General features: G+C 40.7%; 19 protein-coding genes and 1 rRNA gene. 11 read left to right on the forward strand and 9 right to left on the reverse strand.

Features of this window, described 5'->3' with window-relative positions; all coding sequences use genetic code 11:
* Window positions 1-69: ribosomal RNA gene (locus I593_RS03040) — 16S ribosomal RNA — on the reverse strand; the annotation flags it as partial.
* 565 nt (window positions 70-634) lie between these two features.
* Between I593_RS03040 and I593_RS03045 the strand changes: the two genes are divergently transcribed.
* The 5 genes from I593_RS03045 to I593_RS03065 all read left to right on the forward strand — a co-directional run bounded on the left by I593_RS03045 (window position 635) and on the right by I593_RS03065 (window position 4,792).
* Window positions 635-1,558, forward strand: coding sequence for an MlaA family lipoprotein (locus I593_RS03045; RefSeq protein WP_016166099.1), 924 nt, complete (start codon window positions 635-637; stop codon window positions 1,556-1,558).
* Window positions 1,559-1,661: 103 nt separating this feature from the next.
* Window positions 1,662-2,630 (forward strand): RsbU family protein phosphatase GigA, encoded by a 969-nt coding sequence (gene gigA, locus I593_RS03050; protein ID WP_016166100.1) that lies wholly within the window; start codon window positions 1,662-1,664, stop codon window positions 2,628-2,630.
* Window positions 2,631-2,743: 113 nt separating this feature from the next.
* Complete coding sequence (gigB, locus tag I593_RS03055; protein ID WP_026441029.1) at window positions 2,744-3,265, forward strand: anti-anti-sigma factor GigB; 522 nt, start codon at window positions 2,744-2,746, stop codon at window positions 3,263-3,265.
* Between the two features lie 24 nt (window positions 3,266-3,289).
* Window positions 3,290-4,117 (forward strand): carbon-nitrogen hydrolase family protein, encoded by an 828-nt coding sequence (locus I593_RS03060; RefSeq protein ID WP_016166102.1) that lies wholly within the window; start codon window positions 3,290-3,292, stop codon window positions 4,115-4,117.
* 249 nt (window positions 4,118-4,366) lie between these two features.
* Window positions 4,367-4,792: an organic hydroperoxide resistance protein gene (locus I593_RS03065; protein ID WP_016166103.1), complete on the forward strand. Its 426-nt coding sequence runs from the start codon at window positions 4,367-4,369 to the stop codon at window positions 4,790-4,792.
* Between the two features lie 43 nt (window positions 4,793-4,835).
* On the opposite strand, the gene I593_RS03070 is transcribed toward I593_RS03065, so the two are convergent.
* Window positions 4,836-5,408 (reverse strand): hypothetical protein, encoded by a 573-nt coding sequence (locus I593_RS03070; RefSeq protein ID WP_016166104.1) that lies wholly within the window; start codon window positions 5,406-5,408, stop codon window positions 4,836-4,838.
* A 228-nt stretch (window positions 5,409-5,636) separates the two neighbouring features.
* The gene (gspE, locus tag I593_RS03075) at window positions 5,637-7,127 is read right to left on the reverse strand and encodes a type II secretion system ATPase GspE (RefSeq protein ID WP_016166105.1); all 1,491 of its coding nucleotides are present in this window, start codon (window positions 7,125-7,127) and stop codon (window positions 5,637-5,639) included.
* Between the two features lie 101 nt (window positions 7,128-7,228).
* On the opposite strand from gspE, the gene I593_RS03080 reads away from it, so the two are divergent.
* Both I593_RS03080 and I593_RS03085 read left to right on the forward strand, forming a co-directional pair.
* A complete protein-coding gene (locus I593_RS03080; RefSeq protein WP_016166106.1) occupies window positions 7,229-8,053 on the forward strand; it encodes a hypothetical protein in 825 nt (274 codons plus the stop codon).
* Window positions 8,054-8,062: 9 nt separating this feature from the next.
* Window positions 8,063-8,980: a mechanosensitive ion channel family protein gene (locus tag I593_RS03085; protein ID WP_016166107.1), complete on the forward strand. Its 918-nt coding sequence runs from the start codon at window positions 8,063-8,065 to the stop codon at window positions 8,978-8,980.
* A 2-nt stretch (window positions 8,981-8,982) separates the two neighbouring features.
* On the opposite strand, the gene I593_RS03090 is transcribed toward I593_RS03085, so the two are convergent.
* Complete coding sequence (locus tag I593_RS03090) at window positions 8,983-11,817, reverse strand: DUF2339 domain-containing protein (RefSeq protein ID WP_016166108.1); 2,835 nt, start codon at window positions 11,815-11,817, stop codon at window positions 8,983-8,985.
* A 201-nt stretch (window positions 11,818-12,018) separates the two neighbouring features.
* Between I593_RS03090 and polA the strand changes: the two genes are divergently transcribed.
* Window positions 12,019-14,781, forward strand: a complete 2,763-nt coding sequence (polA, locus tag I593_RS03095) for a DNA polymerase I (protein ID WP_016166109.1) — start codon at window positions 12,019-12,021, stop codon at window positions 14,779-14,781.
* Window positions 14,782-14,861: 80 nt separating this feature from the next.
* On the opposite strand, the gene I593_RS03100 is transcribed toward polA, so the two are convergent.
* From I593_RS03100 to ppx, 5 genes are read right to left on the reverse strand one after another with little or no spacing between them, the layout of a single operon-like run.
* Window positions 14,862-15,431 carry a YggT family protein gene (locus I593_RS03100; RefSeq protein WP_016166110.1) on the reverse strand — a complete coding sequence of 190 codons (570 nt, stop codon included), beginning with the start codon at window positions 15,429-15,431 and terminating at the stop codon, window positions 14,862-14,864.
* Between the two features lie 26 nt (window positions 15,432-15,457).
* Complete coding sequence (proC, locus tag I593_RS03105; RefSeq protein ID WP_016166111.1) at window positions 15,458-16,288, reverse strand: pyrroline-5-carboxylate reductase; 831 nt, start codon at window positions 16,286-16,288, stop codon at window positions 15,458-15,460.
* A gap of 24 nt (window positions 16,289-16,312) precedes the next feature.
* A complete protein-coding gene (gene tilS / locus I593_RS03110; protein ID WP_081401217.1) occupies window positions 16,313-17,668 on the reverse strand; it encodes a tRNA lysidine(34) synthetase TilS in 1,356 nt (451 codons plus the stop codon).
* Window positions 17,605-18,429, reverse strand: coding sequence for an acetyl-CoA carboxylase carboxyltransferase subunit alpha (locus tag I593_RS03115; RefSeq protein WP_016166113.1), 825 nt, complete (start codon window positions 18,427-18,429; stop codon window positions 17,605-17,607). Before I593_RS03115 ends, tilS begins: the two co-directional genes overlap by 64 nt.
* Window positions 18,430-18,464: 35 nt before the next feature.
* A complete protein-coding gene (ppx, locus tag I593_RS03120; protein WP_016166114.1) occupies window positions 18,465-19,985 on the reverse strand; it encodes an exopolyphosphatase in 1,521 nt (506 codons plus the stop codon).
* A 265-nt stretch (window positions 19,986-20,250) separates the two neighbouring features.
* On the opposite strand from ppx, the gene trxA reads away from it, so the two are divergent.
* The 3 genes from trxA (at window position 20,251) to I593_RS03135 (ending at window position 22,825) form a co-directional block, all read left to right on the forward strand.
* Entirely contained in the window at window positions 20,251-20,577 is a 327-nt protein-coding gene (gene trxA, locus I593_RS03125) for a thioredoxin (RefSeq protein ID WP_016166116.1), read from the forward strand.
* Between the two features lie 323 nt (window positions 20,578-20,900).
* Window positions 20,901-22,169, forward strand: a complete 1,269-nt coding sequence (gene rho, locus I593_RS03130; protein WP_016166117.1) for a transcription termination factor Rho — start codon at window positions 20,901-20,903, stop codon at window positions 22,167-22,169.
* 410 nt (window positions 22,170-22,579) lie between these two features.
* The gene (locus tag I593_RS03135) at window positions 22,580-22,825 is read left to right on the forward strand and encodes a hypothetical protein (RefSeq protein ID WP_016166118.1); all 246 of its coding nucleotides are present in this window, start codon (window positions 22,580-22,582) and stop codon (window positions 22,823-22,825) included.
* Window positions 22,826-22,889 lie beyond the last annotated feature (64 nt).

The following is a 22,889-nucleotide window of genomic DNA, read 5'->3' on the forward strand; positions in this document are numbered from 1 at the left end:
CCGCTCGACTTGCATGTGTTAAGCCTGCCGCCAGCGTTCAATCTGAGCCATGATCAAACTCTTCAGTTTAAAATCAATAGTGCTTTATTCTAAATACCAAATCTGGCTCATCAATTTTCTGACATTAATTTCTCAAATAAACTTCGAGTAATTTCTACCATCAATCAATGAAAATAATTTCGATCAATCAATCAGTAAAAATCCACACAAGTTGTTCTTCATAATCTCTTAATGATCTTCTCGATGATTCGTCATCATCAAGCTAGGTCGGCTATGTTACTCTAATCTAAATCAAAGTCAACAGGTAATTTCGATATTTTTAAAACTCATTAAATCAATCTAAAAATTTAACTACTAAGCTAAATCCTTGTTAATCAACAAGTTTTTATCTGCATCACCGCCGATGGATGTGCATTCTACAGCATTTCCTACCCAACACAACCCCTATCCTCAAATTATTTAAAAAAAATGGTTTACTTGGCTATTTAAGCAGCAAAAAATCCTTTTTATTACATATTTTGATCAAATTTGTTTTAATACTCTGAAGAAAACAACTGTTACAATACGCTCTATACTTTAATTATTTTAGACTTCTTAAGTTATTTACGACATTAAGAGCTGTCTCGGATCTATTATGCAACATACTCACTATTATTTATGTGCAACACTTTTAGCTGTTAGTCTTGCCTCTACGGTTCAAGCAAAAGATGATCTATCTGTTACAGCTTCAAGTGACACTCCTATAAATGAAGTTGCACCTGATGCATCATCGACTACTCAAGTTTCTAGACTTGAGTCATTAAAAGAACTCAAAAATGTAAAAGCAAATGATTTGAAAGTGAATGCAAATGCAGCTCAACCCGATAGCATCAAAGATCCTCTAGAAGCATTAAATCGTGAAACGTTTGCGTTTAATGATTTCTTAGACCGAAATTTTGCTCGACCAGTAGCGGTACAATATAAAACTAAAGTGCCTGATAGTGTCCGAGGTGCTTATCGTTCATTTCGTAAAAACTTGAATGAACCTTGGAATGCCGTCAATCAATTGGTACAAGGGCGTCCATCACGTGCTGCGAAATCTTTAGGGCGTTTTACTATTAACACCGTAACAACTTTAGGTTTTGCAGACCCTGCTCGACGTTTAGGTTTAGATATGGAGGAAGAAGGCTTCGGTACGACGCTTGGTTATTACAGCGTACCATCTGGTCCATATTTAGTTTTACCTATTGTTGGCCCGAGTACTTTCCGAGATGGCATCGGTTTCTTTGTCGATGGTCAAGCACGACCGCAAAAGTATATGTTTGACAATAACGATGGTATTTATTGGTCAGATCAACTCTTACGTGGAATTGATACTCGTGCACAAATTCTGGATGTAGAAGATGTGCTCCAAGGTGACCGCTATGCCGCCATTCGAGATATTTACTTACAACGTAAGAATTTTGAGATTGCACAAAAGCAGGGCCTTGATGCCGATAATATTTCGTTTGTGGATGAAGAATCGGATGATGGTATTGACGACACCCCAGATGAAGATACATCAAAGCCTTCTGAATAATTTGTAAAACTTATTTGCACTGAAAAGCATTATTTTTTCTAGCAATTACTTGATTGATATAGTACATCTAACGAGTACAGCTAAAGGATCATACAATATATATATGTATTTCATTCAACCAACGCGCAATATTCCTTATTTAGATCAAGTCATTAATACTCTTCCAAGCGTACAAATGATTCAAATAGATGATATTGACTTGTATGATCCTACGATTATTGCGATTGCCGATGTACAAGATTATCTTATCCATCAGTGGAATTTACCTACTATAGTGATGGCTTTTGAAAATGAAGGTACAGCTTTAGCCCAAGCTTGGGAACTCGGTGCGCTTGCAGGGTGGATCTGGAATCGCTTACCTGCGAATCCAGAACATTCATTATTAAAAATTGATGCCCAGTACAAGCGTAATCAAGATAGTCGTGACCTTCCCTCTGCAGCCGAACTACAAAAACGTCTACTTCCTAATCCTATTGAATTAACGAACTATCGAATTGAAACACTTTTTCAACCCTCAGCTTATCTTTCTGGTGATTGGTACGATTATTGGAAACTCAGCGACAAAGAAATAATTTTCTATTTAGCCGACGTTTCTGGCCATGGGGTTACCAGTAGCTTACTTACCTCGTGGATGGCCGCTTTTCATGGTCGTTCGAAAACCCCAAGAGAGCTGATTAAGAAGCTGAATGGGATGTTGGTACAAGAAAATATTGAAAAACACATCACCATGATTGCGGGCACGCTCAATTTAGAAACCCATGTATTGAAATGGTCGAGTGCAGGACATTACCCCCCAGCAATTATGTTTGAACCCAATCATCCACCTAAAATTTTAAATACCAGCAGTTTTCCACTTGGTTTAACTGAAGATTTAGAAGTAGAAGAATTTGAATGTGTATTAAATAAACACTCTCGTTTCATTATTTGTTCTGATGGCGCCCTTGAACCATTTGATGGTGGATTGAACGAACAATTCGAACAATTGGTCTTCCATTTGCAAAATCAATCATTCCAAGCACCTGAACACGTGGCGGATGATATTGCCATCTTAAGTTTATGCAGAATGAATTAGTTTAATTTTCAATAATTTAAACATTTTAATAGGTATCTACGACTCAAGAATACTTGAGTCTATACTTGCCCTATGTGATAATTTTACAATCCTTCTCTGCAAATGGCATTTATATGTCAACAGGTCATGTTGAATATGCAAGTTTGGACGGAACGCATATTTTTAAGCTTATTGGCGAAGTGCGAGCCCAATCTTGTATCAGTCTAGACAAACTTTTAAACCGTATTGAACAACAGTCGAATGTCGTTGGGGCAATCGTAGATTTAACCCAAACTACATTCATCGATAGTACAGTGTTAGGTATTTTAGCCAAACTTGGTTTGAAGCTAAAACAAGTACACAACATTCAGGCTGTCATGTTATCTACTAATCCAGATATTACGACTTTAGCCAACAGTATGGGCTTAGGTCAGGTTTTTGTGATCTTGAATTACTGCGGTGATCCAAGCGTATGCACACGTGAGTTAATGGAAGAACACGTGACAAATTCAAGTATGTTGACAACTGTACTTGATGCACACAAAACCTTAATGAAATTGAATGAAAATAATCAAAATATGTTTGAACCACTGGTCAAACAACTCCAAAAAGAACAAGATAACTTGGAACAAGCGTCTCATCAACAAAACGCTTAATGTACTTGCTACAAGGATAAACTCATGTCTTTACTTTCTGTTGCTCAAATGAATTCCCAAAATGACATTGAAGAAAACTTCAAGGTCATTGAATCATTGATTCAACAGAGTAAAGCACAGGGTTCTTCCTTGGTCGTATTTCCAGAAAATTTCGTATGTTTCGCTGCTGGCAAACAACGAGAAACAGCAGAACAGTTTGAAAGCATTCAAAAACGACTCGAAGCCTTAGCTCACCAGTATCAAATTTGGCTGATTGCTGGGACTTTACCTTGCCCCTTCCGTCCAGATGGTTCTGTGATTGAAGATAGTCGTGTGCGCACAGTAAGTTTGTGTATTAGCCCTGAACGAACTGAGGCTCGTTATGACAAAATTCATTTGTTTGATGTACAAGTCGGCGATGCTGTAGGTGGCTACCAAGAATCCAAGTTTTTTGAACCAGGCACAGATATTGTTGTTGCACAGACTCCTTTTGGCAACATTGGGATGATGGTCTGCTATGACCTACGTTTCCCTGAATTGGCTTTACATTTACGTGCGCGTGGTGCCAATATTTTAACTGCCCCATCTGCCTTTACTTACACCACTGGTCAAATGCACTGGCAATTACTTTTACAAGCACGTGCCATGGACAGTCAATGCCAAGTGCTCGGGGCTGCTCAACAAGGTTGGCATGGTGAAAAACGTCAAACTTGGGGGCATACTGCTGCCACCAATAGTCGCGGACAAGTGCTGGACCTGATTACAACTGAAAGAACACAACTCATTACCGTTCCTTTTGACTTACAAGAACAACAACAAATTCGTGAGTCGATGCCCTTAATGCAACATCGCCGATTGGTTCAGTTCGGTTAAAAGGCTATTATTTCCTAATGAATTTCAATAATTAGAGTAGAAAAACCCTGTATTCAATTCATTAATTGACATAGCTTTAAGATATTCCCCCCATCTGTATCACACCGGCATTTTTGACGAATCTTCACAAAACAGAATTGATCTAAAAAATTGAGTGTAGCTATATGTAAATTTCGTTGTTTAATACTTGCACTGCAAATTAAATCGTGTACGATATATTTGCATTCGACATAAATACAGGTGAATAAAATGTCTCTAGAACAAGTAGTTTATACCGCACATGCCAAAGCCACAGGTGGACGTGATGGTCGCGCAATCTCATCTGATGGTATTTTAGATGTCAAACTTGCTCTCCCAAAAGAAATGGGTGGTGCAGGTGGTGGAACAAACCCCGAACAGTTATTCGCTGCAGGTTATTCAGCCTGTTTTCTTGGTGCAATGAAATTCGTTGCTAACCGTGATCATTTAAAAATTACGCCTGACGTTTATATCGAAGGTGATGTCGGTATTGGTCCAATTCCAACAGGCTTTGGTATTCAAGTGACTTTAAATATTCATTTAGAAGGCTTAGAGCAAGCTGAGGCCCAAAAATTAGTAGATGCAGCACATATTGTTTGCCCTTACTCAAATGCAACACGTGGCAATATTGATGTGACATTAAATGTGATTGTTTAAGTCACACGTTCTATCCCGAAGTCATCACTTCGGGATAGAGACTTCATAACTTACAAGGATTTGGAAATATCTTTTTAAATTTCTTTTGATCATCGATTTCATCTGCCACCAAAATTAAATTACCATTTTGATCAAAATAAGAAGAACCTTGAAACACGGTATATTGAGCGATATCAAAAATAGGAACATTTTGAAAAATATGATTTTTAGTGCTAATCAAAGTATAGCTTTTCTTCGAATTTAATTGACGTGCAATGATCTTATTGCGCGCTGAATCCGTTTCAATTAAACAATTATTTTTGGCATTAATTGTAATAAACTCAGACGTTGCATCATCCTTTTGTTTGCTTCTTGCTATAAAAGCATGCCCCTGACATGGACTTCCACAAGAAATTTTAACGTGATAATACTCATCATTTAATCGCTTAATCACAGGTGACTTCATTTCTTTATAAATTATATTTTTTTCACCATTAACCTCTCTTATTACATCACAACGGAATTCCATCTCATCATGACATTGCTTATACACCTTAAACAATTCAGTATCAGCAAAAACGTGCTGGGCAATAAATGCCCCACTTATTAAAAAAAAGGAAATTAAAAGTTTATTCATTATTAAAATCTATTTGTTCTTACGTTAAGTTTAATAGCTACTTGCATCATTTTTTGGCAACACAAAATCATTACTATCAATTGCTAAAGGCTAATACTTCAACTAGACCAATTACCCCTTAAAGCAATGCTTTTTAAACTTTTTAAAAAGTATTGCTTTATTTCTCTTTCGCAGTCCTTTCTTCCAAAGCGAAAGAGAAAATTAACGAAATAGCCTGATCACTTTCAGTTATTCAGCCGCTTCATTGGTCACACGCAAAACTTCTTCCAAAGTCGTTTTACCTGCCAAAACTTTTCTCAAACCATCATCTCGAATAGAACCTGCATGCTGCCGTGCATAACTTTCTAATTCAAATTCAGCCGCGTTGCCATGTATTAAACGACGCATAGATTCATCTACAGGTACAATTTCATAAATTGCAGTTCGTCCACTGAAACCCGTATGTGAACATTGCTCACATCCTTGTGGTTCTGGTAATTTTAAGCCTTCCATAGAAGAAACAATCGGCTTAAAAATCTGTTGTTCAAACAAGTCAGCTTCATGCCACTTGGTACAATGTGGGCAAAGTGTACGAACTAAGCGCTGGGCAATCACCCCAATTAAAGAACTCGAAAGCAAGAAGGGTTCAATCCCCATATCTTTTAATCGAGTCACCGCACCAATTGCAGTATTGGTATGTAGAGTCGATAAGACTAAATGCCCCGTTAAGGAGGCTTGCACTGCAATTTCGGCCGTTTCTAAATCGCGGATTTCGCCAACCATCACCACATCAGGGTCTTGACGCAGCATAGCCTTAAGCGCTCGCGCAAAGGTCATATCTACCTTGGTATTCACCTGCGTCTGACCAATCCCTTCCAACTGATACTCAATTGGATCTTCGGCAGTCAAAATATTGCGAGTATTGTCATTTAGGTCTGATAAGGCCGCATATAAGGTCGTGGTCTTACCTGAACCCGTCGGTCCAGTTACCAAAATAATGCCATGTGGACGATGCACCAATTGAGTTAAACGCTCATAGTCAGGTTTCAACAAGCCCAAATGGGTCATATTCAAACGCCCTGCTTGCTTATCCAACAAACGCATTACCACACGCTCGCCATGTGATGAGGGCAAAGTCGAAACACGCACATCAACTTCACGCCCTGCTAGGCGCAATGAAATACGTCCATCCTGAGGAATCCGTTTTTCAGCAATATCCAATTTCGCCATGACTTTAATTCGCGAAACCAAGAGTGGTGCCAACTCACGGCGAGGTTGTACAATTTCGCGTAACTGACCATCCACTCGTAAACGTACCGAGAGCTTCTTTTCAAAGGCTTCAATATGAATATCAGATGCACCAACGCGAATTGCTTCTGAAAGCAAAGCATTAATTAAACGCACAATCGGCGCATCATCCTCTTGATCCATCAGATCTTCAGCTTCTGGTACTTGATCTGCTAAACTGAGTAAATCAGGGTGATCTTCCAGCCCCGCAGCCACTTGCTGTGACTCGCCTGTATCTCCAGCATAACTAGAACTGAGTAAGGCATTAAAACGCTGGTCATCTAATATTTCATAGTATGCAGGTACATTGAGTAAACGACGCGCTTCTTGTAATGCAATCCATGCAGTATTTTCACGGCGTACAATAAAAACCTGATCCCCATCATATCGAAGTAAAACGCCATGTCGCTTGGCAAAACTATAAGGAATTTGTATTTGTTTAAGTATTTGCATCACAAAATTATAATGATGAAAAAGAGGCTTTTGAGTGTACTCTAAGCTTATGACAGCGTGAAGTCTGTTTTTGACTGAACTGACTAGAGGATTTTTTTATTTTGGCATCATCCGATTTCGAGCATCATCAAGCTGAACACCCCTCCCTCAAATGGTGGGGCGAACAAAAATTCGAATTAAATCAAGCTAAAACATGGCAGTTTGGCTCTTTATTATTTCGTCTGGCGCGGAGCATCAATGAATGGCGCCTAGAATATCATCGCCCACAATATCAAAAAGATTCTGAACGCCAATGGAATATTATTAGAGATCCTGAATTTGCCTTTCCACATCCCATCAAAATTGAGCGTTATATGTTTCGTCAAACGCATGAAATATTTCATTTGATGCCACGTTTGGCAGATCGATCTGTCGTGATTAAACCCGTCGACCCCATTTATATTCCTGCGGGGCAACGCGGAACCCTCTACATTAGTACGCCACTCTGGATTGCAGGTTTTGTTGAAAGTCAACGCGAACCATTATTTGACCTTCCAATGATGCAACCGAAGGATACATGGTTTGGTCCCGACCGCCGCACAGGTGAAGTTTGCTATGCTACTTCAGTAGATGGACGTACGGAGTTAAATTTACTTAAACCGAGTCCATTTCGGGCAGTTACACCAATTGAGTTCCACAATACCAGTGGTCAGCAACTCCGTTTTGATCGAATGAATATTCCTGTTTCAGCACTACCGCTTTTTTATAGTGAAAGTACCAATCGTTTATGGACTTCACAAATTAAAGTCATCCATGAAGATTTGACTCGTCCGCCACGAATTAAAATTGAAAACCGCACCCCACCGTTGGCGGGTGAAGTCACTTATGTACACGCACCTCGCTCACCAGGTGGTGCATTATTTAATATGTTTGACTCATTTTTTTAGGATACTGATATGCCAGAGACCAATATTCCTAAAGATGTTGCAGTCAGTTTGAAGGAAATATTTACCAATATTAATTTAGAACGAATCAGTGAGATTTTAGTTGCACTGGTACTGTGTCTGATTGGTTTTATCTTTGCACGTCTGATCTCAAATACCTTTATACGAACGATTGGGCAAAACTTTAATGCCCACCAAAGTATGGTTTGGCGTCGCGGAATTTTTTACTTTATTTTCGTGCTGTTTATAATGGCAAGCCTGAAAGAAGCAGGCTTTAAACTCAGTGTCTTTATTGGTGCAGCGGGTATTTTTACCGTTGCGCTTGGTTTCGCCTCACAAACTTCTGCCAGTAACTTAATTAGTGGTTTATTCCTCATTGGTGAAGGTTCCTTTGAAGTGGGAGACACCATTCAAATTACCTTGATTCGAGGTCATGTAATTGAAGGTGAAGTAATTTCAATTGATTTGCTTTCGGTCAAACTACTGACTTTAGATAATATTTATGTCCGTCTGCCCAATGAACAATTGATTCGTGCCCCCGTGATGAATTTATCCAAATTTCCCATTCGGCGAATTCCAATTACCTTAGCAATTAATTTTCAGGAAGATATCATTAAAGTTCGTGAAGTGCTGCTCGATGTTGCGGCTCGCTATCCCTTAGCTTTGGATGATCCAAAACCTGAGGTCACAGTAACTGCCTTTCGCGAATCAACCATCGAAATTTTATTTGCAGTTTGGTGTCGACAAGAACTTTTCTTAAAAGCACGAGATGAACTGCAAGAACGTGTGCGTAATGATTTCTTAAAAAATCATATTGAGATTCCAGTACCTAAAATGGGGATTATTGACCGTCCTCGTCCCAAAGCGCGTGATGAGATTGATCAATATGCCCATGAGAAAGAACTCAAAAGAGAGCCCAAAGAGCGATAGGATTATCGCTCTTTTTTTTGTTCATTCAGGCTCGGAGGTAATGGAGCAATATAGGCAATCACCAACATCACCACACCTGAGCCAATAAAGGAAATCACTCGTGTTAAGGTACCACTTTGAGAGAGATCCAATAATAATAACTTCACAACGACAATTCCCAGTAAGGCTGCGCCTACAAACCAGATTTGACGAATATGACGTTGGCTCGAAAAAGTCATTAATACAAAAGCCAAAACTACCCATAACAAGGTCAAACTGAGTTGTACTGAACCATCATGCCAAATTGCACTTCCCCATAACGGCGTTGCCAGATAATGATGCATAGCTCGGACCACAACACTACTGAACACTAACAGCCCAATCAGAATCGTACTAATTTTAATGCCCCATTCTAGCGTAGACTGCGTCTCAAAATTATGTCGGTAGATGATCCTTAACAAGCCTGCAAACATCAGCAAAGACAGTAAATCGGTGAAGTTCAATAACGGAGCTAAATAGTAATGTACGGCAGAATACGAGTCTAAATTTAAGACCAGCAACCACAATAGCCCCAGTCCCCATACAGATATTTGATCAATAAAGTCACGCTTCGCTGTGAAATATCCATAGAACGCGTATAAAACTGGCACAATACCTAAAGCTACAATTGGCATTTGTGGGAAAATGGCAAGCCCGATACTGGCAAGTGCAAGACACAACATTGCAGCCCACCACTGATTCGCAACACGTACTGATGAACGCTGCATGAATATCAACATCAAACTTAACACTACCGCGCTGATGGCAAAACTGAACTGCGTAGTTTGACTGGTCCATCGCTGCGTTATAAACACCTCTTCAAATACAGTCAGACCATACAGCAACAGCAATAAACTCCCCAGCAAAGTGAGCTGCAAACTTTGCCACTCCAATTTGGTTTTCAACTGTACGACTATGCTAAAACATGCCAGTGAAGCCGTAGCAATCGCTATTGAGCAAGCAAATGCCCACGACTGCCAGTGCATCAGTTCTACACCAGCGATAGCGCCTGCATACATGCATGAAACAAGGAAAATCCCACTCAAAATACGGGCGCTGAAATATTTTTCCACTTCTGGATAATGCAATAAATAAAATGCCGAAATAAACTGCGCAATAGCATAAATGACCGTGATTAAAATAGGGAAATCATCATTCGACCAAATCTGGTACATCAATGCAATGGTACTGAGCAGCACCAATGCCACCCCCACATAACGACTGAGACGATAGCGCTCGGTAATGCCCCAAACAATTAAAGCAGTACCTTGAATCACCCAACCTGTAGAGGTCCAATGTGCCCCTTTTGCCAACGGAAAGATCAACGCGGTAAATACGACGGCGAGAATAAAGAAACTTTTGGCCAGAATAGACAATTGCGGATGCTGACGCTTAATCCAAAAATTCAACAGCCCATACGTTACTGCCAAAGCAGCAGCTCCCGATGTGAGAGCAACGGTTGAGTCATGCATTAAAAAAGCATGTAGGGAAAACCCTAGTACAGGGACACTAAAAATAAGTCCCACATCTAAAATCGGTTGAAGCTTTTTCTTATTTGAGCTGGTTTCAAATTCTCGTTGTTGCTGTTGCTCTGCCACTATCAACTGGCTATAACGGATACTGAGCCAAATAAATAGCGCAATATGCAGCCATAAAATGATATCAAGGGTATTCAGTTGCGAATCTTCCGCGTAAATCCCAATCACGGATCCGCCAATAAACATCGTCACAAAAAAAGCGATCTGATGTAGTGTTTTCCATGGCTGCAAATAATTGACCACGACCACAGCCAAATTAATCACAAAATAATACCCAAATAAAAACACCACATCAGGATGAGTGTGTGGAATAAGCAGAGGTGCTAGATAGGCCATACTCAAAGCAAGAATAGCTAAATACAGTGCTTGCTGCTTTAGACTCAGCACCACAGTCATTCCCAATAACATCACAAATAAAACGCTGGCCGTCATTAGACTTTGTAACACTTCAAAATGATGGGCAAAAATCAGCGTCAGAAAGATGACGGCCAAGCCTAAGCCCTGAAGTGCTATGGCAAACAAAGTATTTTTACGTTGTAGCAGATAACCCGCTAATGTAGTCACTGCACCTGCAACTGCAATAAAACCCAGTTTCACTCCTAAACTTAATTGCCAATGTTCACTAGCAAAACGCAGCAACAACACGACACCGACCATAAGTAGAGCAACAGCAACTCTTAAAATTGGATTACCATGCTGCATCCAATCCACAGCAGGTTGCCACCATGTGCGAGTCGATTCTGATGATGCTGTATTTGAGTCAACTGAGGTTTGTTGCGGCTGTTGAACCGTAACATCCTGTTGTTGCGTCAGGGTCAACTGTCCTGATGTTGGCATTGCAGGAGGAAGCGGTTGCTCTGACATCACGAATGTGGAGGTTCTAGACATAACCGAAGGTTGTTGCTGTGGTTGCTCTAGCAAAGCCAATCGCCGCTGAAATGAACTGATCAATTGAATCAAACACAGCAGTAAAACCAGCAATGCCCCACCAACCAACCATATCCACGTATTGGCATAGGCCCACAATGCCACCAAGGCAGCACCATAAATCACAATCTTTTGTGTCCCGATTCCTGCAGATTGAATCAATGGCTGAGAAGTGAGTTGTTCTAATTGCTCAAGACGCTGATGAATATTCGAGATTGACTGCACAATCACAACAGTTAAACCAAGGGCAGCAGCAACTAATGTCGATTGCCATTGCATGACGATTGCAACAGCCAACAATACGGTTAATGCGATTAAGAGCAGGACCATTCCCTGTTTGTCGTTTTTATACATGGGTTTATGCTTATGCAGCTTGAATAGGTTTATCTTACTTGATCACCCTTCATACAAGCAGTTTCACATACAAAATACTGCAAATTTATATACTTGAGGCTGAGGACTAGAATGTTACTTAGCGCATAATGACATTACAAATAAGACAGCTTTACCTTTTTCACGTAATATAAGCCCTAGTTCATAATCAGGATTTGCAGCATGCCACCATTTGTATTGGTCGATGGGTCATATTTTTTATTTCGCGCCTTCCATGCGGTCCCACCTCTAACAACTTCTACGGGGTTGCATACCAATGCTGTACGTGGCGCAATTTCTGCGATTCAGAAACTGATGCGTCGCACTCAACCAACACACATGGCTGTCATTTTCGATACACCAGAACCGACTTTCCGTCATGAGCTTTCACCGATTTATAAAGGTGATCGTCCAAGTATGCCTGATGAATTAGGACAACAAATTCCTTACTTACACGCACTGATTCGCGCCTTAGGTATTCCAGTACATATGCTGCCAGGTGCAGAAGCAGATGACATCATCGGGACACTGGCAAAACGCGCTGAAGCAAAAGGACAACAAGTCCTCATTTCGACTGGCGATAAAGACATGGCGCAACTCGTCACTGAAAAAGTCACACTCGAAGACAGCTTTAAAGAAAAGCCGATGGACGTGAATGGCGTCTTTGAAAAGTTTGGCGTTTGGCCAAATCAAATTATTGATTATCTTACACTAATGGGCGATGCCTCTGACGGCATTATGGGCGTACCTGGTGTAGGTGCGAAAACAGCCGCTAAACTGCTCACCGAATACGGCTCAATTGGCGGTATTTTGGAAAATGTCGACCAGATTAAGGGAAAAGTCGGTCAAAACATTAAAGACAATGTCGAAGGCATCGCCATTGACCATCAGCTTGCCAGTATTGTCTGTGATTTGGACATTGGAATTTGCTACGAAGATCTTGCCATCCAAGACCCAAATGTGAATGAATTACGTCGTCTCTACACTGAGCTAGAGTTCCGTAATCAATTACAATCCTTAGATCATCCCAACAACCCAAACAATACCAATAACAAACAAAGCAATGCCAGCCTTCAACAAGCCCCTGCAACAGCTCCGATTGAAACTGAAGACCAAGCGACCTTAACCAGTGTTGATGATCAACTTGGTCAAGCCAACTACCATACCGTATTATCTGCCGAGGCATGGGACAAACTGTTACAACGCATGCAGAATGCGAGTAAGTTTGCGATTGATACCGAAACCACCAGTCTGGATTATCGTGTTGCGGAAATGGTGGGCTTCTCGATTGCATTTGATGCACAAGATGCCTACTACATCCCACTCGCACATGATTATGAAAGTGCACCTGCGCAATTAGACCGTAGCAGCGTTTTGACCCAAATCAAACCGATTTTAGAAAATCCTGAAATTAAAAAAATCGGTCATCACCTGAAATATGATGCACATATTTTTGCCAATCATGGAATTGAGCTGCAAGGTTGGTATTTTGACACCATGCTGGCATCCTATGTGCTGAATTCTGTCGCTACTCGTCACGGCATGGATGATGTTGCACGTTTATATTTAAGCCACCTTACCACAACATATGAAGAAGTGGCGGGTAAAGGCGCGAAACAAAAGACCTTCAATCAAATTGAGATTGAGACTGCCGCACACTATGCAGCCGAAGATGCCCATGTCACCTTCCGTCTGTATGAAGTGCTAGATAAAAAACTCAAAGTGCATCCAGAACTCATCAATATTTTGCACAATATTGAAGTGCCTGTAGCACGTGTCTTAACCTCAATGGAAGAAAATGGCATCCAACTCGATCTTCAGTTCTTAGATCAATTGGGTGAAGATTTTTCCAAAACGATGCAAGATTTAGAAAATCAGATCACCGAACTGGCAGGTCAGCCGTTTAATGTCAGCTCACCCAAACAAGTCGGTGAAATCTTGTTTGAAAAACTGGGCCTAAAAGGTGGCAAAAAAACCGCAACAGGGCAATACACTACCAGCGAAAGTATTTTAGAAAAATTGGATCATCCCATTAGCGCGCTGATTTTGGATTATCGTGGTTTATCCAAGCTGAAAAGCACCTATACCGATGGTTTATTAAAACAAGCCAACAATGATAGCCATCGTGTCCACACCAGTTATCACCAAGCTTTGACTGCAACTGGTCGTCTATCTTCGACCGATCCAAACCTGCAAAATATTCCAGTACGTGAAGAAATTGGGCGTCAAATTCGTAAAGCCTTTATTGCACCAGAAGGTCGTGTGTTATTGGCAGCCGACTATTCACAAATTGAATTGCGGTTAATGGCACATTTCTCTCAAGATGATGCCCTACTCGATGCTTTCCGTCATGGTCAGGATGTGCATCGTCGTACCGCATCCGAAGTCCTGAATATTCCACTGGATCAGGTGACTCACGATCAGCGTCGCCAAGCTAAAGCGGTCAACTTTGGTCTGTTATACGGCATGTCGGAATTTGGTTTGATTCGTCAGCTGGGCTTTACCCGTGAAGAATCGCAAAACTATATCAAACAATATTTCCATCGTTATCCTGGTATTTATGAGTATATGCAACGCACTCGCCAAGTTGCTTTGGAACAAGGTTTTGTGGAAACTATTTTAGGCCGACGTTTATATACACCTGAAATTGATGCACGTAACATGATGATCCGTAAAGCGGCTGAACGTGCCGCAATTAATGCACCACTGCAAGGTAGTGCAGCAGACATTATTAAAATGGCGATGATTGAAGTGGATAAAATGCTACCGAAAGATCAAGCCAAAATGCTTTTACAAGTCCACGATGAATTGGTGTTTGAAGTCGATGCTGACATTGCAGATGAGTTGACACCAAAACTGGCTGAAGTGATGCAATCGGTACTGGAAATTTCAGTTCCGTTACTGGTTGAAGTCGGTAAAGGCAACAACTGGGATGAGGCCCACTAAGAGACGTTTATCAACACAATAAAAAAGGACTCTATATAGAGTCCTTTTTTATGATGAATTGAAAATAATTTAAAAAAATCTTATAAACCTGTTAACAAGACAATTGCCACTTCATTCATAATGATTTCAGCTATATACAATGCCAAGAATGCTACGATTGGAGATAAATCAATCATTCCCATATTTGGCAATAAACGACGGAATGGTGCCAACAGAGGCTCAGCCAACTCTTGAATCACCTCAATATAAGGTGAACGTGACTGAGTAAACATCACCACCCAACTTAAAATAATCGTTGCAAAAATCAAATAACGGCAGAAACGAATCAAGTCCTGAATCATGGTGACAAAGGTTAAAATCACCAAATGAATCGGACTATTCGGCATGGCACCTGACAAGTACATGATGCCAAATATTTTAAGTAGATAAAGCACCACCACCAAGGCCAAGGCAGCAGAGTTCACACGCCCCTTACCCAGTGTTGGGAAAATGCGACTAAAAATATCCACAATCTTGGTGGCTTTGACTGTCGACATCACCACAGGGTTGTAGGGATTAACCGCAGCCAATTGCATTAAAAAGCGGAAGAATACGAGCAAAATCGCTACGTTAATAATAATGCCAAAAATTAGCGCAGAGTTTGCACCCATATTAAAATTTTCCTAATTAAAACTAATTACTTGCTACTTTCACTTAATTCTTGCGCCAACTCTTGACTACGTTTTTTCGCAGCAGCCAACGCAGACTGAATATTTTGTGAAATTTGTGCACGATCAAACACTTCTAAAGCAGCTTGAGTCGTACCATTTGGAGAGGTGACATTCTTACGTAATTCTGCTGGTGAGTTTGCACTGGTAATGGCCATTTGTGCAGCACCTAAAGCGGTTTGCAAAGTTAAAGCCGTTGCAACTTTTTCATCTAGACCTAGGTTTTTACCTGCACGAATCATGCTTTCCATCATATAGAAAAAGTATGCAGGACCCGAACCTGAAACCGCAGTTACAGCATCAATTTGTGCTTCAGAATTCACCCAAATGGTTAAACCTGTTGCAGCAAGCACTTGGCTGGCTAACTCGCGGTCTTTCGCATCGACAACATCTGTCGCATATAAACCATGCGCACCGGTCTGGACCAATGCTGGCGTGTTTGGCATGACACGGACAATACGCTCTGTACCCGATAAGGTTGCCATGGTTGCAATTTCCGCTCCCGCAACAATTGAAATCACCAGTTTACCATCCAGTAAACCATGCAATTGCTTCAATACATTGGCAAGTACCTGAGGTTTAACAGCCAAAACAACAATATCTGCTTTCTCAATCGCCGCGATATTATCATCCGTCACATGCACATCTTTTTCTTGTAAAAGTTGACGTACATTTTCAAAGGGATCAGCAACTGTAATACGAGTTGTCGGCATGCCTCGCGCAATTAATCCGCCAATTAAGGCCTGCGCCATATTGCCGCCACCAATAAAAGTAATATTACAATTTAAAACTGCACTCATGATTTACGCTCGTTATTGAGTATTCTATTGCCCTGAAACTAATTTCGGCTGCCATCCATCCACTACAAGATATTCAGACTGTGCTAACCAAAAACCTTTGGGTGTAAAAACCCCTAGCATAACATTATCTATGCTTAATATTTGAATTGTATGACGCAACCAAGGAAAAATTTGTGCTTGTTGTAGCGCTTTTTTCAAAGGCCAACTCCCCACCCGCCCATGCAGATGAATTTTTTCACCACCGACTCGTGGAGAGAAAATCAGTTGTTTACCTAACAGTTCTTTTGATAATCCAAGGGCTTGCTCTTGAATCAAATACCGTCCTGAGAATAAAGATACGGTCTGATTAAGTTCGAAAATTTGCATTTGTGTGGGCAAAACAGAAGAACATTGCTCAGCCAAATACGTATCTGCAGTCAAACGAAAGATTTGTTGTTGATAGCGAACATAGTAATAGCCCTGCCAATGTAATGCCGCCTGAGCATCCTGTTTTGCCTCAATCACTTCTGCTTGCAGACGTTGCACCATGGCAAAATTTGGGCGATAAGTCGCTTCACCTTGCATCCAATGCGAAAGGAGTTGGCGTTGTCTAGCCACCGACAACATCTTTAACGGTTCAATATTCAGCAAAGATGGATTGCCACATTTTTCCAAATCAAAGGCTAATACCTCCGCCAATATTTCATCTGCATCTTGCATTAAAATACTGGTACGACTCAGCGCTTGCTGCATTTTGGGGAAGCGTTGTTGTAAAACAGGCCATAAGATTTCACGACACCAAGCGCGATCATAATCTGGATTGGCATTGGTTGGATCTTCAATATTTTGCACATCCAACTGAACCGCCCATTGGCAAATCTGCTCACGTGACAGTTCTAGCATGGGTCGCCAAAGTGTCATTTGTGGACGTACATCGACCACAGACATCGCCGATAAGCCCTGTACTCCAGCGCCAGAAAGCAGTCGCAACATCAAAGTTTCAGCTTGATCTTGCTGATGATGGGCTAAAACCAGAACCTCATTATTTTTTAAATGTTCTGCAAAGGCTTGATATCGAGCATTACGTGCTTGGTTTTCTAAATTACCTTCAGCTACATGAACAGGAACAATACTGCATGGAACCTGCAATTGCTGACAGGCATTCAGGACAAACTCCCCCCAAGCTGAACTCATACTTTGCAGTTGATGATCAACATAAATGGCTCTGGTTTTTTGTGGGAATAAAAACGACATAAGATGCAGTAGCAGCATGGAATCCACACCACCACTACATCCTATGAGATAAGAACTTTGTTCTGTAAAGGTCTGCGCCTGTATTAAGACGTTAGACCTAAATTGTCGCTGCCAAACTTCATTAAACGTTGGTAACGTGCTTCGCATCGTTCTTGGGCATCCATTGGCTGTAACTCATCCAATGCTTGTTTGAGTACGAGCTTTAAATTTTCCATGACTTGTTCAGGGTTTAAATGCGCACCTTGACCTTCATCAACCACGTATTCAACGATACCTAGTTGTTGTAAACGATCAGCAGTTAAAGCCAATGCCTCACTGGCCTGCTCTGCTTTTTCAGCAGTTTTCCACAAAATCGATGCACAGCCTTCAGGTGAAATTACTGAATAAATACTGTGTGACAGCATAAGCACACGGTCAGCAACACCAATACCTAAAGCACCGCCTGAACCCCCTTCACCCAAAACAGTTGCAATAACTGGGACTTTCAAATTTGAAAGTTGTGCAAGGCTAGTCGCAATCGCTTCTGCTTGACCACGTTCTTCAGCACCAACACCTGGGTAAGCGCCCATAGTATCAATAAAAGTGAATACAGGTAAATTAAAACGCTCTGCCATATCGAGCAAACGTTGTGCTTTACGATAACCTTCAGGATTACTCATCCCAAAGTTATGTTTTAATTTTTCGCGAGTGCTACGACCACGGTGTTGACCGACTACCATAACTGGTTTGCCGTCAAAACGCGCTAAGCCACCGACCATCGCACCATCATCACCAAACAAACGATCTCCATGTAAAGCATCGAATTCAGTGAAGATTTCACCAACATAGTCCAAAAATTGCGGACGGTCTGGATGACGCGCAATTTGGACTGTTGTCCATGCTTTAGATTGAGCAGCTTTATTTTTCATAGGTCGACCATTATCCCTAAATTAACCAAACAGTGTTAATCGATAAATTGTTCCGACTGAATATTCAATTCAATATCCCAATGCTTGAATTGCATTTGTTCATCATGCAAATCTGCAACAAGCAAAGGCCATTGTTTGGCATCACCAGAAACGCAGAGTTGCCATTGTTGCGCATTGCCGATACTTAATTCAATGGCAGGAAGCATCGCATCGCTACGACTATGATTTAGTAAAACTGCTAATCGAAGCAATAGACATAGATGCACAAGTTTGCTACCACCAACCTTCATGACATCAATTTTGGCATCACTACGCAACTTGCGACGGTGATGTGCAACCAAATGTGAGATCTGGTTTTGGTCAATCTGCGAAAAACCTGCAATATCCGAATGTTGTAATAAATAGGCCCCATGACGATGATAACCACCGTGGCTAATCGCCAATCCAATCTCATGTAAATATGCCGCACGACGCAGTAAGTCACTGTCATCGCTGGTTAAATTTAGCGGTTTTGCTACACCATCAAATAGATGCTGTACAGTTTTAACGACTCGCTCAGCCTGTTTCGGATCGGCACCATAGCGCCCCATTAAGGCTTGTACACTACGGTCACGAATATCTTCATGTTGGAAACGACCCAATAAGTCGTACATGACGCCTTCTCTTAATGCGCCATCCGAATAAACCAAAACTTCAATTTCTAACAACTCGAATACTGCACACAAAATTGCAATTCCAGCTGGCAAAACTGCTCGACGGTCTTCCTTAAGACCATCAAAATCCATTTCTGAAATATGCTTATATTTAAGTAGTTTTTCTTTAAGTTTTTCTAGCCCTTCACGCGTCAGATTCTCTTGCTCATTACTCCAGCCCATATTGACCGCAATTTGGCGACACGCCTTAATGGTGCCACTCGATCCAACAACAGTATCCCAACCCGCTTCTTTATAAGTATTGGCAATTGCAGATAACTCTTTACGTGCTGCAACCACAGCTTTGTCAAAGCTTTTTTGATTAATTTCACCATCTGGGAAATATGCTTTAGTGAACGCGACACAACCCATTTGTAAAGATTCAGTGTGTATCGGTTCAAATTCTTCACCAATGATCAGTTCAGTCGAACCACCACCAATATCAATCACCAAACGACGACCACTGTTCGCCATAGTGTGAGAAACACCCAAATAAATCAGACGCGCCTCTTCACGACCTGCAATAATTTCAATTGGTTTAGGCAAGATTTCTGCGGCTTTTTGAATAAATTCATGGCCATTTTTAGCTTGACGTAACGCATTGGTTGCTACAATTCTCAAACGATTGGGCTGCACTGAACTTAAACGCCCCACAAAGCGCGCTAAACATGCCAAACCGCGTTGTTGCGCGGCTTCAGTTAAGTTTTTATTTTCATCAAGTCCAGCTGCTAACTGAACTTTTTCTGACATTGATGCAACTTTTTTGACTTCACCATGGTCTACACGCGCAATCGCAAGGTGAAAGCTGTTCGACCCCATATCGATGGCAGCAAGTAATTCTTCATCAATTAAAAAATCAGACATTCTTCAAATAAACCTGTACAGAATTGAGCCTAGAGTAATGCACATACATGCAATTTAAAAGCCATTTATCTCTTTTAAATATTGAGCTTTTTATTTTTGAGCATATATGACAATTGTGTTACACGATCAGCATCATCGTGAGCACCAATTAGACAAATTTGATCGAAAGGCTGAAAATTTGCATCTAACACTACATTGTTAAAGATGGCTATGTAATACTTAGAGCCATTAGCTATCTTTTAATAAAATTTTTGGAGCATATTCCATGTCAGGCAATATCATCAACACTACAGATGCAAACTTTGAAGCAGATGTTTTAAATTCAGATACTCCCGTTCTTGTTGATTTCTGGGCAGGCTGGTGTGCACCATGTAAAGCGATTGCCCCTGTATTAGAAGTTCTTGCTAACGAATACGAAGGAAAAGTGAAAATTGTAAAAGTTGATGTGACTTCTTGTGAAGCAACAGCCGTGAATTACAACATTCGCAACATTCCGGCATTATTAATGTTTAAAAATGGTGAAGTTGTTGCACAACAAGTTGGCGCAGCACCAAAATCAAAATTAACAGCCTTCATTGAAGACCACATCTAATTCAAACTTTGCAATTAGACCAAATGCGCTATACCCAATAGCGCATTTTTTTCGTCTATAAATTGACAAAGTCAAGAATCTCTCTTATATTTCATGCTCAAGAAAGAAAGGATTTCAAGTCCGTCTTTTTCTTACAAGACACAACACATAAGATCGCCGTTCGGCAACAGAAATTGTTTCACACATTTTCTCTTCGCAACAATTTATCAGACCACCGCGTTGTTATTGTAATAATACAATGCCGTCATTTTATTACTGTATGCGACCGAATGTTGCTCCCTTTCCAACCTGTTTCTAGAATTTTTGATTCTATCTGACCACCTATGAATTTAACCGAACTCAAGAAAAAACCAATTGGCGAACTCATCAAAATTGCAGAGTTTATGGGCCTAGAAGGAATGGCGCGTAACCGTAAGCAAGATATTATCTTTGCCATCTTAAAGCGTCATGCGATGAATGGCGAAGAGATCTTTGGTGATGGCGTTCTCGAAATTCTGTCAGATGGTTTTGGTTTCTTACGCTCTGCCGCAGGTTCTTATCTTGCTGGACCAGATGACATTTATGTGAGCCCTTCGCAAATTCGTCGCTTTAACTTGCGCACGGGCGACACCATTACGGGAACGATTCGCCCACCAAAAGAAGGTGAACGTTATTTTGCCCTGTTAAAAGTGAATCAAATTAACTTCGACACACCAGAAAACTCGCGCAATAAAATTTTATTCGAAAACTTAACACCATTATTTCCAACTGAACAATTGGTGATGGAGTTAGGTAATGGTACCACTGAAGATTTAACTGCCCGTGTTGTAGATTTGGTTGCTCCAATTGGTAAAGGTCAACGTTCAATTATCGTTGCTCCACCTAAAGCGGGTAAAACCATGTTGCTACAAAACATCGCGCAATCAATTGTACGTAACAACCCTGAATGCTTCCTGATCGTTCTTCTCATTGATGAACGTCCTGAGGAAGTGACTGAAATGGAACGTACGGTACGCGGTGAAGTTATTGCTTCTACTTTTGATGAATCTCCAGCACGCCACGTTCAAGTTGCTGAAATGGTGATTGAAAAAGCAAAACGTTTGGTTGAACACAAAAAAGATGTCGTGATTCTACTTGACTCGATTACCCGTTTGGCTCGTGCTTACAATACCGTAGTACCTTCTTCTGGCAAGGTATTAACAGGGGGTGTAGATGCTCATGCACTTGAACGTCCAAAGCGTTTCTTTGGTGCTGCACGTAATATCGAAGAAGGCGGCTCACTAACCATTATCTCAACTGCCTTAATTGAAACAGGCAGCAAGATGGATGAAGTCATTTACGAAGAATTCAAAGGTACTGGTAACCAAGAGATCACCCTTGATCGCCGTATTGCTGAAAAGCGTGTATTCCCTGCTATGAACATTAAAAAGTCAGGCACGCGTCGTGAAGAGCGTCTAATGTCTGAAGATAATTTACGTAAGGTATGGATTTTACGTAAGTTACTTCATACTCAAGATGAATTGGCGGCAATGGAATTCTTATTGGATCGTATGAAAGAAACTAAAACCAATGACGATTTCTTTGATCAAATGAAACGTAAAGCGACCAATTAATTTGACACCTGAAATGAAAAGGTCACTTTTATAAGTGGCCTTTTTATTTGGTTGACCTTATTAACATAAATACACAATTCGCTTTAAGCTATGTAACAACAGTTGCAAATATTTGATTGTTAAATAAATGACATTAAAAACCTCTTTAATTTTATAAACTTAATAAGTACTTCTCCAATATAAAGCACATGTTTAATTGTTATTTTCTGTTAAAAAATAGCATTTATTTGCTCATTTTTTGGTTTTTTTTCACACAAACTAGTAGTAATTCAAAATAGGCAGTGATAGCATATTCGCAGACCAGTTAAGCTGCTCCTGCATTGTTACTACCTAACAAATTTAGGAATAATAAAAGCACATAACAGCTGACCTTGGTTTTTTTTAATCTCATATTTTTAGAGAGTGATGCCATGTTATTCAAAAAAATCGCTATTGCTGCTGCAGTTGCTACTACTTTAGCTTTCGTTGGCTGTGCTAAAAAAGAAGAAGCTCCTGCTGCTGAAGCTGCTGCTTCTGCTGCGTCTGAAGCTACTGTTGAAGCTTCTGCTGCTGTAGACGCAGCTGCTGTTGAAGCTGCTTCTGCTGCTGAAGTTGCTGCTTCTGCTGCTGAAGTTGCTGCTTCTGCTGCTGATACTGCTGCTTCTGCTGCTCACTAATCTTTACGATTACGTAGCAAAAAAGAGAGAACTTATGTTCTCTCTTTTTTTATGTCTGAAATTT

The sequence above is a fragment of the Acinetobacter tandoii DSM 14970 = CIP 107469 genome (genome assembly GCF_000400735.1).
In the GTDB taxonomy this organism is placed as follows: domain Bacteria; phylum Pseudomonadota; class Gammaproteobacteria; order Pseudomonadales; family Moraxellaceae; genus Acinetobacter; species Acinetobacter tandoii.